At 34.9% G+C, this 14,193-nt stretch carries 12 protein-coding genes and 1 tRNA gene; 8 read left to right on the top strand and 5 right to left on the bottom strand.

The window, feature by feature from the left end:
* Positions 1 to 2 precede the first annotated feature (2 nt).
* Together OLM57_RS03000 and OLM57_RS02995 are read right to left on the bottom strand one after the other, a co-directional pair.
* Positions 3 to 1,952 carry a PKD domain-containing protein gene (locus OLM57_RS03000; protein WP_264565758.1) on the bottom strand — a complete coding sequence of 650 codons (1,950 nt, stop codon included), beginning with the start codon at positions 1,950 to 1,952 and terminating at the stop codon, positions 3 to 5.
* A 131-nt stretch (positions 1,953 to 2,083) separates the two neighbouring features.
* Entirely contained in the window at positions 2,084 to 3,067 is a 984-nt protein-coding gene (locus tag OLM57_RS02995; protein WP_264565757.1) for a hypothetical protein, read from the bottom strand.
* A gap of 578 nt (positions 3,068 to 3,645) precedes the next feature.
* On the opposite strand from OLM57_RS02995, the gene OLM57_RS02990 reads away from it, so the two are divergent.
* The 6 genes from OLM57_RS02990 to OLM57_RS02965 all read left to right on the top strand — a co-directional run bounded on the left by OLM57_RS02990 (position 3,646) and on the right by OLM57_RS02965 (position 8,304).
* Positions 3,646 to 4,230 (top strand): RNA polymerase sigma factor, encoded by a 585-nt coding sequence (locus OLM57_RS02990; protein WP_264565756.1) that lies wholly within the window; start codon positions 3,646 to 3,648, stop codon positions 4,228 to 4,230.
* Between the two features lie 2 nt (positions 4,231 to 4,232).
* Positions 4,233 to 4,958 (top strand): tetratricopeptide repeat protein, encoded by a 726-nt coding sequence (locus OLM57_RS02985; RefSeq protein ID WP_264565755.1) that lies wholly within the window; start codon positions 4,233 to 4,235, stop codon positions 4,956 to 4,958.
* A gap of 200 nt (positions 4,959 to 5,158) precedes the next feature.
* The gene (locus OLM57_RS02980; RefSeq protein ID WP_264565754.1) at positions 5,159 to 5,938 is read left to right on the top strand and encodes a TatD family hydrolase; all 780 of its coding nucleotides are present in this window, start codon (positions 5,159 to 5,161) and stop codon (positions 5,936 to 5,938) included.
* Positions 5,939 to 6,001: 63 nt separating this feature from the next.
* The gene (locus tag OLM57_RS02975; protein ID WP_264565753.1) at positions 6,002 to 7,138 is read left to right on the top strand and encodes a 1-acyl-sn-glycerol-3-phosphate acyltransferase; all 1,137 of its coding nucleotides are present in this window, start codon (positions 6,002 to 6,004) and stop codon (positions 7,136 to 7,138) included.
* The gene (locus OLM57_RS02970; RefSeq protein WP_264565752.1) at positions 7,128 to 8,156 is read left to right on the top strand and encodes an asparaginase; all 1,029 of its coding nucleotides are present in this window, start codon (positions 7,128 to 7,130) and stop codon (positions 8,154 to 8,156) included. The genes OLM57_RS02975 and OLM57_RS02970 overlap by 11 nt, the downstream gene beginning before the upstream one ends.
* A gap of 61 nt (positions 8,157 to 8,217) precedes the next feature.
* Positions 8,218 to 8,304 (top strand) — tRNA-Ser (locus tag OLM57_RS02965).
* A gap of 59 nt (positions 8,305 to 8,363) precedes the next feature.
* On the opposite strand, the gene OLM57_RS02960 is transcribed toward OLM57_RS02965, so the two are convergent.
* Genes OLM57_RS02960 through gnd form a run of 3 tightly spaced genes read right to left on the bottom strand, consistent with a single transcriptional unit; the run spans position 8,364 to position 12,038 of the window.
* Positions 8,364 to 9,782, bottom strand: a complete 1,419-nt coding sequence (locus OLM57_RS02960) for a gluconokinase (RefSeq protein ID WP_264565751.1) — start codon at positions 9,780 to 9,782, stop codon at positions 8,364 to 8,366.
* A 3-nt stretch (positions 9,783 to 9,785) separates the two neighbouring features.
* Positions 9,786 to 11,108 carry a gluconate:H+ symporter gene (locus OLM57_RS02955; RefSeq protein WP_264565750.1) on the bottom strand — a complete coding sequence of 441 codons (1,323 nt, stop codon included), beginning with the start codon at positions 11,106 to 11,108 and terminating at the stop codon, positions 9,786 to 9,788.
* A 30-nt stretch (positions 11,109 to 11,138) separates the two neighbouring features.
* Complete coding sequence (gnd, locus tag OLM57_RS02950; RefSeq protein WP_264565749.1) at positions 11,139 to 12,038, bottom strand: phosphogluconate dehydrogenase (NAD(+)-dependent, decarboxylating); 900 nt, start codon at positions 12,036 to 12,038, stop codon at positions 11,139 to 11,141.
* A gap of 361 nt (positions 12,039 to 12,399) precedes the next feature.
* On the opposite strand from gnd, the gene OLM57_RS02945 reads away from it, so the two are divergent.
* Positions 12,400 to 13,626 (top strand): tetratricopeptide repeat protein, encoded by a 1,227-nt coding sequence (locus tag OLM57_RS02945; RefSeq protein ID WP_264565748.1) that lies wholly within the window; start codon positions 12,400 to 12,402, stop codon positions 13,624 to 13,626.
* Positions 13,623 to 13,970, top strand: coding sequence for a helix-turn-helix transcriptional regulator (locus OLM57_RS02940; RefSeq protein ID WP_264565747.1), 348 nt, complete (start codon positions 13,623 to 13,625; stop codon positions 13,968 to 13,970). Before OLM57_RS02945 ends, OLM57_RS02940 begins: the two co-directional genes overlap by 4 nt.
* Positions 13,971 to 14,193: the final 223 nt, after the last annotated feature.

The raw sequence follows: 14,193 nt of genomic DNA, 5'->3' as shown, positions 1-14,193 counted from the left end.
AACTAAAACTTCCAAATTCCATAAAATTGGAAATAATTAAAATCGCCATCAAAGTTAAGTACATATCGCGCTCCTAAACTCGGTCCAATTCTGGCAAAACCAGCGGTAAAATCGAGTAACAATCCAGTCTTTAGATTGGTAAACGAATTTTTTACAGTGTTTGTTGTATAATCGGTTCTAATAATTAATTTATCAGAAGTGCCTTCATAAACATCCGTTTTTAAATTTTGTGTTTGCTCTTCAGAGACGTTCATATTAGCTTGAAATCCAGCTCCAACACCAATATAAGTAGAAATGTTGTATCGAAACAAAACCGGAATCTCCCAATTTATATTTTTGTTTTCGGTTGTATTTGTGGTTCTTTCCAAATGGGCGTTGCCATTGGTTTGCACTATTGCATCTGTAATTGTTGTGGCATCATCATAGGAGGTTATGCTGTTTAAAAATTCAGCTTGTCCGTAATAGCGATACGATTTGAAAGGAGAAACAGTTGCGCCCACAAAATAGCTTTTAGCATTTTCTAAATTAGTATATAAATTGTAACCCGCTTTGGCACCTATAGAAATTCCTGGCGTAAATCTTGTTGTGGCATAATTGGTAATAATTGGTTCGTTTTTGTCGAAAATAATAGCCGTTCTGCTTTTGGTTTTTATTTTGTGAAAGTCTTCGTTGAATTTCATTGAGTATTTTACAAAACCTTTGGTACTGTCAATTTCTTTTACATTTTTTTGATTGCTTCCGGGTAGATAAATGTTCCTAAAGACAAAAAATATTTGAGTATTTCTGACAATGGTGTCCAAACAGCTTATTGATGGCGCCTCGCCTTTTGGGCAAATAGGGCATTCGGGATACATGCTTTCAATTTTCAAAGTTTTTTTGTCAAACATATCGGGAATATCGGTTTCGAGCTGAATTTTTCTCGCCGGCCCTTCACCATTATTTTGGAAACTGGTTTTGAATTTGACTCTTTTATAACGTACCAATCTATAATTCATAAAGCTTCCGTTGGAGCCCATTTTGTTGGGATCGTGGGAAGTGACGATTTCCATTTCGAGGTTTTTTATTTTATGATTTTTAAAACTTCGATTAGGCACATAAATGCTACGCATCGTTATCGTTGCACTCGTGTCTTTGAGCATTTCGGGAGTCGTTTTGAAAGTGTAAAAAACATTTCGGGTTTCTCCGGGATTGTGATCGTCGATTTCTAAAATAGAAACGTCTTTGTATGTGTTTTTTGCTTTTAATAAAGTCGAATCCAAGTCGGTTTCATTGGTCGTTTCTCTATATTTTTTGGCTAAAGTCAAAGGTTCATTGGAAGCCAAATAGCGATTTGAATTATCTATATCATCGGCCGAAACTACATTGTTTTCCTTTACAGTTCTTTCATTAGCGTATGTTCTTACTTCCTGTAAATCAAAATTGTTGCTTTTGAATTCTTTTTCATTGAAAAAAAGATAGAGTTTTCCGTTGGTGACATAATTTTCAAGATTTTCATAACTAACCACCACTTGCATTTCTTGGTCTGGAATGGGGTCACAATTTTTAAAAAGAGACAATCCATTTTGATCGGCTATTGAAGCGATGTCTTTATAGTTGAGGTCTTCAATATCGTTGACAACTACTTTTTTTGGGCGTGTGGCAGGAGGTTTTCCGTTGTCGTAATTATTGGTTACCGCTAATCTTGCAGTATAGGTTCCTTTTTTTTTGTAAACATGTTTGGGTTCGGCCTCTTTGCTGTAATGACCGTCGCCCAATTCCCATAAATAGGAATAACTGGGTTTTGGAGCACCTGCAATAGGAATCAGAGGTGGCGTTTCGGGCTTGTACGTGACTAAATTTCCTTTTTGATCGTATCCGATATTGGCTCTTCGGGTAATGGTATCTTTTACTTTGGTTTGGCCATAAAAAGGGAACGTAATTAGGAGTAAAAAGAGTACTATCGATTTGTTCATATTTGGTTATTTTGGTCAGTCATTATAGTTTTAGCAACGTTTTTCAATGAAGCTTCAATTCAAATTATTTTTAAATGTAAAAAAAAGCGATGAGCAAATCACCACTTTTTCTTATTATTTATTTTTGTAACTTATTGAATAGCATTGATTGCGGCTATTAATTGCGCTTCGGAACCTACAGTTGTTTCGGCCAGTGTGAAGGTATACACATCATTTGCTGCAACTGTTACTCCTTTGATTGCCCATCTCCATTGTCCGTTGTCTTCGGTAGCAAAAATCACATGACAAGCTAGTCCAATTGGAATTTGACCGTAGTGTTCGCTGAATAATCCTGCTGCAGTATAGGTGTCCAATTTTGCAAGAGCGTTTTGACCTTCGCCGTCATAAGACAAATAAATCGCACTATTGGTATTGTCGTAACCTTCGGGAGCATCGGCAAGAATGGTCGTTTTTGGTCTTGGATCGCTGTAAAATCTATCGACATTGGTCCATCCAAAGTTTCCAAAAGAAACATAATAATTGTTGCCTTCTCCTTGTACGCCGCCTTTACCGCCATTGGCACCAGTGGCATCAGCTGCACCTCTCCATACTAGGTTTTCTTTGTCTTCTGTATTACCTATCCAAAGTGTCATTGCTGTGTCTAGGCCATCGGTTAAAGAAGTTGGGACAAGAAGGGTCATGTTGGCTAATGATTCTAGAGCTACACCGTCTTGGGTGGCTTTGATGTAGAATTCTCCACCAGAAATCAGTAAATTTTTGTCTCCGTTTGCCATTAATCCCATGGTTGGTTTGTTGGCGGTAAGCATGTGTCCTTTGTCGAATAGCTCTACATATTCAATCTTAATGGCACCAGTTACTGCGACTCCATTTTTTCTAAGGTAGTCTCTGTTGATCATTAATTTAACTCCTTTTTCTGAAGTTAGGGTTACAGAACCTGAAGCTTCGGTAATGGTAAATTCTTGTTTTAATTTGGTCAAAGCTTCTGTTCGCACAGCTGCAAATTCGGTTGCTGTTGCGGGTACATTTGGAATTTCTGGAGTGTCCTCGTTTGTACAACTTGTCATTGTGATTGCTCCTACTACTAAAATTGCGATTGTTCTAAAATTTGTTTTCATGTTTTCTAAGTTTTTTAAATCTGTCTTGAAAATTTTCAAGAGGTTGTTTCAGATTCTGGTTGTTAATTGTTTGTTTCTTTTGTTTATATCAAATACCGTTTGATATTGTTACCCTTGTTTTTGAAAATTCTTTTTTAATTCTGATTTCATTCTTATATCAACTTTCGTTTTGATTTGTTACCCTTGTTTTTTATTTATTTTATCATCGAGTAATTAATGTCCAAAGTGTATTGATAAAAGTGATTCCTATTTTTTTTAAATTTTCCATAATCTAAAAGTTTTAAAAAGTTCTAATTATTGATTTATACTGTTATATAAACTTTGGTTTTGATTTGTTACCCCTTGCTTTGATTTTAGTTCTAAATATCTGATTTTACGGCTCTGCGTAAGGGATAGTAGTAAGCTACCGAAGTAGCACGGATAGCCCGACCGCATTATGAGAAGAGGCCGAATAAGCGCAAAGTAAAGCTGGCCTCTTTTCATAATGGGGTTACGCCCAGGGGATTATTGGTATTTATAAAAGGCGTTATGCAATGGTTTTCGCTCTTTTTTTAGTATTTTCGATGAAATTTTTTTTTATGGCTCCAACGACTGTTCATCCCGATCAAATGTATATTGAAGGATTGGCGAATAATGATTCGGTGATTATTCATGCGATTTATAAAAAATTTGTGCCGAAGGTGGTGCATTATATAAGGAACAATTCGGGTGATGAAGACAAAGCGCAGGATGTGATTCAGGAAGTGATGATTTTACTCTTCAATCAAGCCAAAGCGGAACGACTAAAATTGACATGTCCTTTTGTTGCGTACTTTTTTTTGTTGTGTAAACGAAAGTGGCTCAATGAGTTAAAAAAACAATCGAATAAAGGGGTAACAATTAAGGAAGATTTGACATCTAAACATGAATCTACTGATGAGATGGTTTTGCAAACCGAGCATTATGACGAGAAGCAACAGTTATATGACATGATGTTTGAGAAACTTGGCGATAAATGCCAAGAATTGCTGAAGCTAAGTTTTACGCTTCCATCGATGGAGGAAGTTGCTGAGAAATTATCAGTAACTTACGGATATGTTCGTAAGAAAAAATCGCTTTGCATTGGTCAATTGACGCAGTGGATTCAAGAAACCAATCGCTTTAAATCTATAAAAAATACCTAGCCATGAACGAAGAACACTTTTTGGAATTTGATGAATATCTTCAAGGCGAAATGACTGTTGAAGATAAAATGACTTTTGAGCAACAATTAGAAGATCAGCCTGATTTGGCTATGGCTTTTGCAACCTATAAAGAGTTGCAGCTTCATTTGGAAAACAAATTTGGGCAAGCCGATGAATTACTAGCTTTTAAGAAGAATTTGAAAGGGATTTCTAAGAAGCATTTTAAAAAGTCTAAACCTAAAGTGATGGCGCTCAAGCCTTGGTATTATGGAGTGGCGGCATCGGTTGCGGTTTTGTTTGGATTGTTCTTTTTGAATCAGCATTCGAATCCTACTTTTGAAGATTACAATCAGCCTGAAATGGCATTTTTTACGGAACGAGGGGATGCAGATGCTAATTTAAAATTGGCGCAGGATGCTTTTAACGCCAAACAATATAAAACGGCGATTCCGCTTTTTGAGACTATTCTGAAAACGGATAAAAGTGCCGAGATTCAGTATTTTTATGGAGTGGCTTTGCTGGAGGAAAATAGGGTGGTTGATGCAGAAATAGTTTTTAATGCCCTGAAAACAGGGAATTCGATTTATAAAAACAAGGCAATTTGGAGCTTGGCTTTGAGTAAATTAAAACTGAAAGATTATAAATCATGTAAAGAACTACTATTGACCATTCCTGAAGATTATGAAGGAAATGATCAGGTTGATGCGTTGTTGAATGATTTGGATTAATATTTTATAATGGTTCTTTCGTGAAGATTCGCAGAGGATTACACGAAGATTCGCAAAGTTTATTTTTAAAGATTCGCTGAGATATTAAAATCTTTGCGAATCTTTTTTTTCTTTGTGAATCTTCGTGAAAAAATCTTTGAGTAATTCCTTTTTTGTAAAGCCCGTTTTTTCGAGTAATTTTGTGGCCTTAAACTTTAGACTTGGAAACAAAAACAATACTTACCGATACTCACACCCATTTATATTCAGAAGAGTTTGATATGGATAGAGACGAAATGATGCAACGCGCCATTGATAATGGTGTAACCCGTTTTTTTGTTCCTGCAATAGACTCTTCTTGTACGCAAAGCATGTATGATTTGGAACGCGATTATCCCAACAATGTATTCTTGATGATGGGTTTGCACCCTACTTATGTAAAAGATAATTATCTAGAGGAATTGCAACATTTAGAAACCGAATTGGCCAAAAGAAAGTTTGTGGCTATTGGCGAAATTGGGATTGATTTGTATTGGGATAAAACACATTTGGTCGAGCAACAAATAGCTTTTAGAAAACAAATTCAGTTAGCAAAACAATACAAATTGCCTATTGTAATTCATTGTAGAGAAGCTTTTGATGAAATATTTGAAATTTTGGATGAGGAGAAATCACCGGAGTTGTTTGGAATTTTTCATTGTTTTTCTGGTACTTATGAACAGGCTTTGCAAGCGATATCTTTTAATATGAAGTTAGGAATTGGTGGCGTCGTTACTTTTAAGAACGGAAAAATAGATCAGTTTTTGAATAAAATTGATTTAAAACATATTGTCCTGGAAACGGATTCGCCTTATTTGGCTCCGATTCCATATCGAGGTAAACGCAACGAAAGTAGCTATATAGTAAATGTTGCTGATAAAATGGCTCAAATTTATGGTCTTTCTGTAAATGAGATTGCAATGATAACAACTGATAATTCTGCAAAAATTTTCGGTATTTAATCTCTATTTTCCTTAACTTTAATATTTTTTTTGTTCTTTTGTCCAACTAAATTGATATCCAAAATGAATAAATTTGACGCGATTCGGTCTTTTTATGATTCCGAAATAAACGAAGGAATAATAAAGGTTATTGATCATCCGATGATGAAAGCTTTGATGAACTTTTGTTTTCCTGGAGTAGATGATGAAATTTGGAAAGAACAACTTCGAAAAACACATTCTATTCGCGATTTTCAATGCAACTTTATTTATTATGGAGTGCAACAGGTACTCGAAAAAAGCTCGGAGGGTTTAACAACATCTGGTTTTGAGAAATTAGAAAAAAATACAGCTTATCTTTTTATCTCCAATCATCGAGATATTGTTTTGGATACAACTTTACTGAACTCATCTTTGTTTGAGCATGGTTTGGATATGACATCATCTGCTATTGGTGATAATTTGGTCAAAAAATCGTTCTTAAAAACTTTAGCAAAACTCAATAGAAATTTTTTAGTATTACGCGGATTATCTCCAAGAGAATTGTTGGTGAGTTCTAAATTACTATCCGAATATATGGCCCAACTGTTGTTACACGAAAACCGCTCGGTTTGGATTGCGCAACGCGAAGGAAGGACCAAAGACGGAAATGACGAAACCAATCCGGGAGTTTTAAAAATGATTGCCATGGGATCTGATGAGCCGAATATAATGGATTATTTTAAGAAAATTAAAATTGTTCCAGTTTCTATTTCCTATGAATATGACCCTACAGATGCTTTAAAAATGCCGCAATTGTTGGCTGAAGCAAATAATGAAATTTACATTAAAGAAAAAAATGAAGATTTCAAGACTTTGTTGAGTGGTATTATTGGCCAAAAGAAAAGAATACACATACACATTGGTGATGTTCTGGATACTGAAATTGATGAGATTATCAAAAATGTAGATACTACCAACAAACAAGTTCAAGCGTTGGCGCAAGTAATTGACAACTCTATTTTGAGCAATTACAAATTATGGACGACCAATTTTATTGCCTATGATATTTTGAATTGCTCCAATCGATTTTCTCATTTGTATACTGAAAACGAAAAATTACTTTTTGAGCGACGATTAGAAATGCGAATCGATCATGAACACCCAGTGGCCAAACAAGGCTTTTTGGATATGTATGCCAATCCCGTTGTCAATAAATTAAAATATGTCGATGAACTCTAAATCTAAAATTCTTTTGATTTATACTGGTGGAACCATCGGTATGAGAAAAGATTTTGAAACAGGAGCTCTTAAAGCTTTTAATTTTAGCAAGCTCCTTCATAATATTCCCGAATTAAAATTATTGGATTGTGAGATAGATACCTTTTCTTTCGAAAATCCAATTGATTCATCAAACATGAACCCTGAATATTGGGCGGAAATTGCTGGAACTATTGAGGATAATTACACCAAATTTGATGGTTTTGTAGTGCTTCATGGATCGGATACGATGTCATATTCGGCATCCGCATTGAGTTTTATGCTCGAAAATCTTTCGAAACCTGTGATTTTTACAGGATCTCAATTACCTATTGGAGATTTAAGAACCGATGCTAAAGAGAACTTAATTACGGCGATTCAAATTGCTTCATTACAAGAAAACAGCCAACCTTTGATTAAGGAAGTTTGCCTTTATTTTGAATATAAACTATACCGCGGAAACAGAACGACCAAGATAAATGCAGAACATTTTAGAGCATTTATTTCGCCCAATTATCCTTTTTTGGTAGAGTCGGGAGTACATTTAAAAATTAATTTGGAATCATTTTTGCCTTCAAATGATGAAGTTCCCTTAAAAGTGCATACTCAATTAGACAATAATGTGGCTATCATCAAAATGTTTCCCGGAATAAGTGAAACAGTGCTTTCTGCGGTTTTAAATATAAAAAGTTTAAAAGGAATTGTACTAGAAACCTACGGTGCAGGAAATGCACCTACAGAGGATTGGTTTCTATCGCTTTTGCATGATGCCATAACCAGAGGATTGCATATTGTAAATGTTACGCAATGTGCGATTGGCAGTGTCAGTATGGGACAATACGAAACCAGCACCACCATGAAAAAATTAGGAATTATTTCTGGGAAAGACATAACTACTGAAGCAGCGATAACTAAATTAATGTATTTATTGGGCGAAAATATCGCTCACGATGAGTTCAAAAATGTGTTCGAAACTTCATTAAGAGGAGAAATGCAATAATATTGATTTTTTACTTTCAAAATTCATTTTTTTTAGTGTTCTTTGCACACCAAAATAAAATAGAGAGGTGTCCGAGTGGTTGAAGGAGCTAGCCTGGAAAGCTAGTATATGGGTAACTATATCGAGGGTTCGAATCCCTTCCTCTCTGCAAAGAAAAAGCGTTGTGTCAACTTGTGATACAGCGCTTTTTTAGTTTATGATTTTGCTTTAAATATCTTTTAACAATGGGTATACTTTTTTAAATTTTTCAAATGCTTTTGTATAAATCACTTTATGATTTGGATTGGGATAAAAAGCCGCTTCTGTTTTATTGTTGAAAGAATTTGAGGTTCCGACAGCTTTAAATCCTATTAATACGGCTCCCCAGGCAGCCCCTTCAATAGTTTCGGGAATTACAACTTTCATCTGAAAAATATCTGATACCATTTGTAGCCATAATTCACTTTTTCCAAAGCCACCACTTGCCATGACGGTAGTTTCTTTTCTTTTTTCTAGATCTGGAAGTAAAATTTCTACCACACTAAACAGGCCAAAAAGAGTTCCTTCAAGTGTAGCTCTGATAAAATGCGCTTTAGAATGTGTGATTTTAATACCCAGTAAAGTTCCTTGTGCAGCAGCATCCCAAATAGGAGCCCTTTCTCCTAGTAAGTAGGGTACAAAAAGCAAACCATCTGAGCCAGCAGGGATTGTTGCAGCTTGTTCTAAAAGCGCTTCGTAAGATTCATTTGTTTGTAAAAGCGCTTCTTTTAACCATTGTAAAATAATAGCGCCATTATTTACCGCACCTAATTTTAGGTATTGATTGTCCATTAAATGATAACACTGTGTCCGCATTTCTAAGTCAATGTAGGGTTGATCTATAGGTATTCGAACGGCACCGCTAGTGCCAATGGATAATGCCAAACGGTTTTTTTTCATTGCGCCAGTTCCCAGGTTAGCCATTGCTCCGTCTCCACCGCCAATTATATACAAAAAATCGTCTTTGATTCCTTTGCATTGGTGTGTTGGGGTTACAATCTTTGATAGTTGGTCTTCCTTTATATCTAAATAATTAAGAACAGTTTCCTCCCATTGTAACGTGTGAATGTTCATAATCCCAGTGCCCGATGCCATTGAAGAATCTATAACATATTCTCCTGTGAGTTGATGCCAGATATATTCCTTGAGACTGATAAATTTAAAGGTGTTATTGAATAATTTGGTTTCATTTTCTTTGATCCAAGCCAATTTTGTCATTGGAGAAAATGGATGGATAGGAATGCCTGTTTTTTGATAAAAAGCTGTTCCAAGTTCAGATTTTTTTAATGTTGAGGCGATAGCGATAGCTCTGTTGTCTGCCCAAAGTAATGCATCGCTTATGGGACAGCCCTCTTCATTTATAAGGAGTATACTTTGCATAGCAGCACTAAAACTGATGAATTCAGGTTTTGAGTTTTTTGTAATCTCCTCGATACAGGCTTGAACCGAATCTAAAATTTCATCTGGTTTTTGAGTACTCCAATTTTCTTTGGGATGATACATTGGGTATTCTTTTGTGATTTGCTGCAATACGTTTCCATTTGTATCAAAACAAACTGCTTTTGTAGCTGTTGTGCCAATGTCGATTCCTAGGTATACTTTTTCCATGTTTTAAGCGGCCACAAATTGATTTAGAATCAAAACACCAAACAAACCCATAATTCCTGTGATGGTTTCCATTACTGTCCATGTCTTGAATGTGTCTTTTAGGCTGATGCCAAAATATTCTTTAAACATCCAAAAGCCAGTATCATTAACATGTGAACACATTAAACTTCCAGCACCGATAGAAAGCACCATCAATTCTGGACTGATGCCTGAACTTGCCACCAAAGGCTGCACAATTCCTGCTGCAGTTAGTCCTGCAACCGTAGCCGATCCTATTGCAATCCGAATAATTGTCGCAACTAGCCATCCTAATACTAAAGGCGAAAGTGTCGATTTTTCGAAAAATGTAGCTAAATCAGATCCAATGCCGCTATCAATCAATACTTGTTTGAAAGCTCCTCCAGATGCAATTATCAAAATAATCATAGTTGCTGAGGTTAATGCTAAACTTGATTTTTCCATGATGTCTTGTGTTTTTTGACCCCTATTTATTCCTAAAAAAAGAATGGCAAATAGAACCGTAATTAACATGGCTATAGTTGGATTTCCGACATAACTAAGAATTATCCGAATAGAATTAGTTTCGGGTAACGATAATTCTGTGATGGTAGCCAAGGCCATCAGTATGACTGGGATTAATGCTGAAACTAAGCTTATCGTAAAAGAAGGCAGTTCGGATTCCTGAAATGTTTTGCTTTCGAACAAACCTTTTGGCGGATTTGCATTAATTTTTTTAATGAATTCTGGAAAAAGTATACCAGCTACGAGTAACGCTGGTAGTGCTACTAGTATTCCGTAAAGTAATGTTTTGCCAATATCAGCTTTGAAAATTACTGCGATAGCGGTTGGTCCAGGATGTGGTGGCAAAAAACCATGTGTAATAGACAGAGCCGATGCCATGGCTATACCCAAATAGGTAAGTGGTTGTTTGGTACTAACAGCAACAGCAAAAACCATTGGAATTAAAATAATAAAACCAGCGTTGTAAAACATAGAAATACCAACTGCAAAACCAGTTAGTGCCATCGCCCATTTAATGTGTTTTACTCCAAAGAGTTTTATTAATACGGTACTTATTCGCTGTGCCGCGCCACTATTCGATAATAAATTTCCCAGAATTACTCCAAAAGCCAGAATTAAAATCAAAGAGCCGAGTGTACTGCCAATGCCTTGTTGTAGTGAGTTTATGATTTCGGGAAAAGGCATTTCTTTTGCAATTCCAACAAAAAGTGCTGTAATGATTAGTGCAATAAAGGCATTGAGCTTGACTGCGGAAATTAGAACCAGTAATAATAGGATACTTGCAATTAAAATCAATATTGACATGTACTTATTTTTAAATTAAAATGTTTTAGGCTACTCATTTTTCTCAACGGTATGACCTCCGAATTCGTTACGCAATGCTGCCACTACCTTTCCAGAAAAAGTATCTTGCATTTGAGAACGGTATCGCATCATAATCGAAAGTGCAATTACGGGAGTAGGAACACCCAAATCTAAAGCAGTTTCTAATGTCCACTTTCCTTCGCCAGAAGAGTGCATGATCCCTTTTATGCTATCTAGTTTTGGGTCTTTAGAAAAGGCACTTTCGGTAAGTTCCATAAGCCAACTGCGGACTACAGATCCGTGATTGAAAAGTTTGGCTGTTTTCTCAAAATTGATATCATATTCAGAATGTTCAAATACTTCAAAACCTTCGGCTATCGATTGCATCATTCCATATTCTATTCCGTTGTGAACCATTTTTGTAAAATGCCCACTTCCAGCTTCTCCAGTATAGAGCCAGCCATTGGTTACAGAAATGGCTTCGAAAACATTGGCAACATAATCAAAAACATCAGCATCTCCGCCAATCATCGTACAAGCGCCATTCAAAGCTCCAGACGTACCGCCCGATGTACCGCAATCCAAAAAGTCAAAGTCAAGTTCTTTAAGTTGTATATGTCTCCTTTTGGAATCTTTGTAATTGGAGTTCCCCCCATCAATAATGATGTCATTTTTGTTCAAATAAGGAAGTAGGGAAGTGATAACTTCATCAACAATTTCCCCAGCGGGAACCATTAGCCAAATTACTTTTCGGTTTTGTAATTGTTGGCATAATTCTTTGACTGTTGGTGCTGTTTTGATTCCTTCGGCTGCAATATTTTTGACGAAAGTTGTATTTACATCATGCGCAATAACTTCGTATTGATTTCGATTTAAATTAAGAGCCAAATTAAACCCCATTTTTCCAAGTCCTATGATCCCTATTTGCATTTTTATTTATTTTTAAAGTGCTGTTATTGTTTGTTTTGTGTGATTTAAAAAGTAAAAATATGTGTTTTTTAATTAATAAGTGTTGTTGTTTTCTGATAATTTGTGTGATATTTTAGGTTAAAGTTTAATTGTTCGAAATTGACATTTAAAAATCAGGAAATAAACCCTTTTTTTTATTTTTTTTCGTCTGAACAAATATGTAATTAAGCCTAAATATCTTGTAAATTCCATAATGGATAGTGCAAAAAATGAAAAATAATACATATTTTAGCTAAAATTATTTGAATTGAAGCATTTATTTATATTTATAGGGATTTTTATTTTTTTTTGTGAAACTATTAGTTCACAAAATATTGATAGTTTGAAGCATCAATATCATGCAAGCGCCGAACCTAATAAGAAGGTACGTTTGCTCATTCAGATTGGGTATATAGTAGAAAAAAAGGACTTAGACTCTGGGTTATTTTATTATAAAAAGGCTTTAGCTTTCGAAAAAAAAACCACAGATACCCTTTTGGCTCGCGTATACTCAAATATTGGTAGTGCCAACCTTCTTAAAGGCAATATTGATATTTGTCTTGATTATCAGTTAAAAGCATTGAAAATTTATGAACGCTATCCATCAAATTCTGGTATTTTAAAAGTTTACAATAGCATAGCCTTGGTTTATTTTTATCAAGGGGACTTTGCAAAAGCGCTTGTAAAGTTTAATCAGGTTAATAGCTTGTTGGATAAAAATATCATAAAAGATGCCCGAAAAGTTAATCAGATTAAAGGGAAATTGCTTAATAATATAGGTATTATCTACGATAATAAAAACCAAATGGATCTTGCTCTTGAATATTTTATGCAGGCATCTACGTATAGTAAAAAGGCAAATGACAATGAAAATCTGTCTTCTGTATACTCTAACATGGGAATTATATATCTTAAAGGAAAGCGTTACGACCTTGCTGAAGCTATTTTTATTGAGGCTTTTAATTTACGAAAAAAAGATAACAATATTTATGGGTTAAGTAAATCTACTTATCATTTGGGAAAGCTTTTTAAAGAAAAAGGGCAGCTCAATAAAGCACAGGAATATTTGCTTAGTAGTCTCGAATATTGTAAAAAATCCAATTCATCATCGGCAAGAGTGTCGGTTTTGGAAGAACTTAGCGATGTAATGGCTCGAAAAGGAGATTACAGACAAGCCTATGAATATCATGTTGCGTATAAGTCTTTAAATGACAGTCTTTTTAATAAAGAAAACCAACAAAAAATTATCCAGACCGAAATGCAGTACAACTTTGATAAAGAAAGTCAAACTGCAAAAGCGGCACAAAACCAGAGGGAACTTATTTATTTGATTGTTGCAGTTGTTTTGATTCTAATCATCATTATTGTTGTCATTATGTACTGGTTTCAGGAAACGAAGGCTAAAATTCAAAAATTATTAAAAGAAAAAGCAGAATTGAGCAATAAAGAACTTTCTCTGAGAGAAAACACTTTAAAAAGAGATCTGGAATTTAAAAACAAAGAACTTACCACCAATATAATGTATTTGTTAAAAAGAACGAATTCATTGTTGAAATTTCGGAGCGATTGATTACATTAAAAAAGCAACTGAAAAAAGATAATCAAGAAACAATCCAAAAAATAATATTTGATATCAAGCATGCCCAAGATGACGATGTCTGGAAAGAATTTGAGGTTCGTTTTAATCAGGTTTATAACGATTTTTATGAGCGTTTAAAGGATAAATATCCTGACTTAACGCTTAATGAGAAAAGGATTTGTGCCTTTTTGAGATTAAATATGACTACCAAAGAAATCTGTTCACTCACGCGCCAATCATATAATAGTCTGAATGTGGCAAGAGCAAGGCTTAGAAAAAAACTTAATATTCAAAATGAGGATATAAATTTGGTGACTTTTTTAGAGAACATATAGACTCTTTTGACAAATCCATCTATAAAATTCAGACCACTTTTTAGGGAACTATTCAGTACTTAATTTATAAAAAAATGTTTCCTTGCAGTTTTGGGTTTTGTTTGATACAAAACGCACTATTTCTGTGCACTTATTTTTCGTACATTTATTCCTATTTTTTAAACAATACTTTCAACACAATAGAGCAACAGACTTCACCAAGTACTGTGTGAAGTTTAAGTGC

Source organism: Flavobacterium sp. N3904 (genome assembly GCF_025947305.1).
Taxonomy (GTDB): Bacteria; Bacteroidota; Bacteroidia; order Flavobacteriales; family Flavobacteriaceae; genus Flavobacterium.
The sequence above is the reverse complement of the archived record's forward strand: the minus strand, read 5'-3'. Positions and strand labels throughout refer to the sequence as shown.

Bases quoted from the DNA above. Each gene is read 5' to 3' on its own strand.
- OLM57_RS03000 (WP_264565758.1), bottom strand. From the start codon at position 1,952: ATGAACAAATCGATAGTACTCTTTTTACTCCTAATTACGTTCCCTTTT.
- OLM57_RS02995 (WP_264565757.1), bottom strand. From the start codon at position 3,067: ATGAAAACAAATTTTAGAACAATCGCAATTTTAGTAGTAGGAGCAATC.
- OLM57_RS02990 (WP_264565756.1), top strand. From the start codon at position 3,646: ATGGCTCCAACGACTGTTCATCCCGATCAAATGTATATTGAAGGATTG.
- OLM57_RS02985 (WP_264565755.1), top strand. From the start codon at position 4,233: ATGAACGAAGAACACTTTTTGGAATTTGATGAATATCTTCAAGGCGAA.
- OLM57_RS02975 (WP_264565753.1), top strand. From the start codon at position 6,002: ATGAATAAATTTGACGCGATTCGGTCTTTTTATGATTCCGAAATAAAC.
- OLM57_RS02970 (WP_264565752.1), top strand. From the start codon at position 7,128: ATGAACTCTAAATCTAAAATTCTTTTGATTTATACTGGTGGAACCATC.
- OLM57_RS02960 (WP_264565751.1), bottom strand. From the start codon at position 9,782: ATGGAAAAAGTATACCTAGGAATCGACATTGGCACAACAGCTACAAAA.
- OLM57_RS02955 (WP_264565750.1), bottom strand. From the start codon at position 11,108: ATGTCAATATTGATTTTAATTGCAAGTATCCTATTATTACTGGTTCTA.
- gnd (WP_264565749.1), bottom strand. From the start codon at position 12,038: ATGCAAATAGGGATCATAGGACTTGGAAAAATGGGGTTTAATTTGGCT.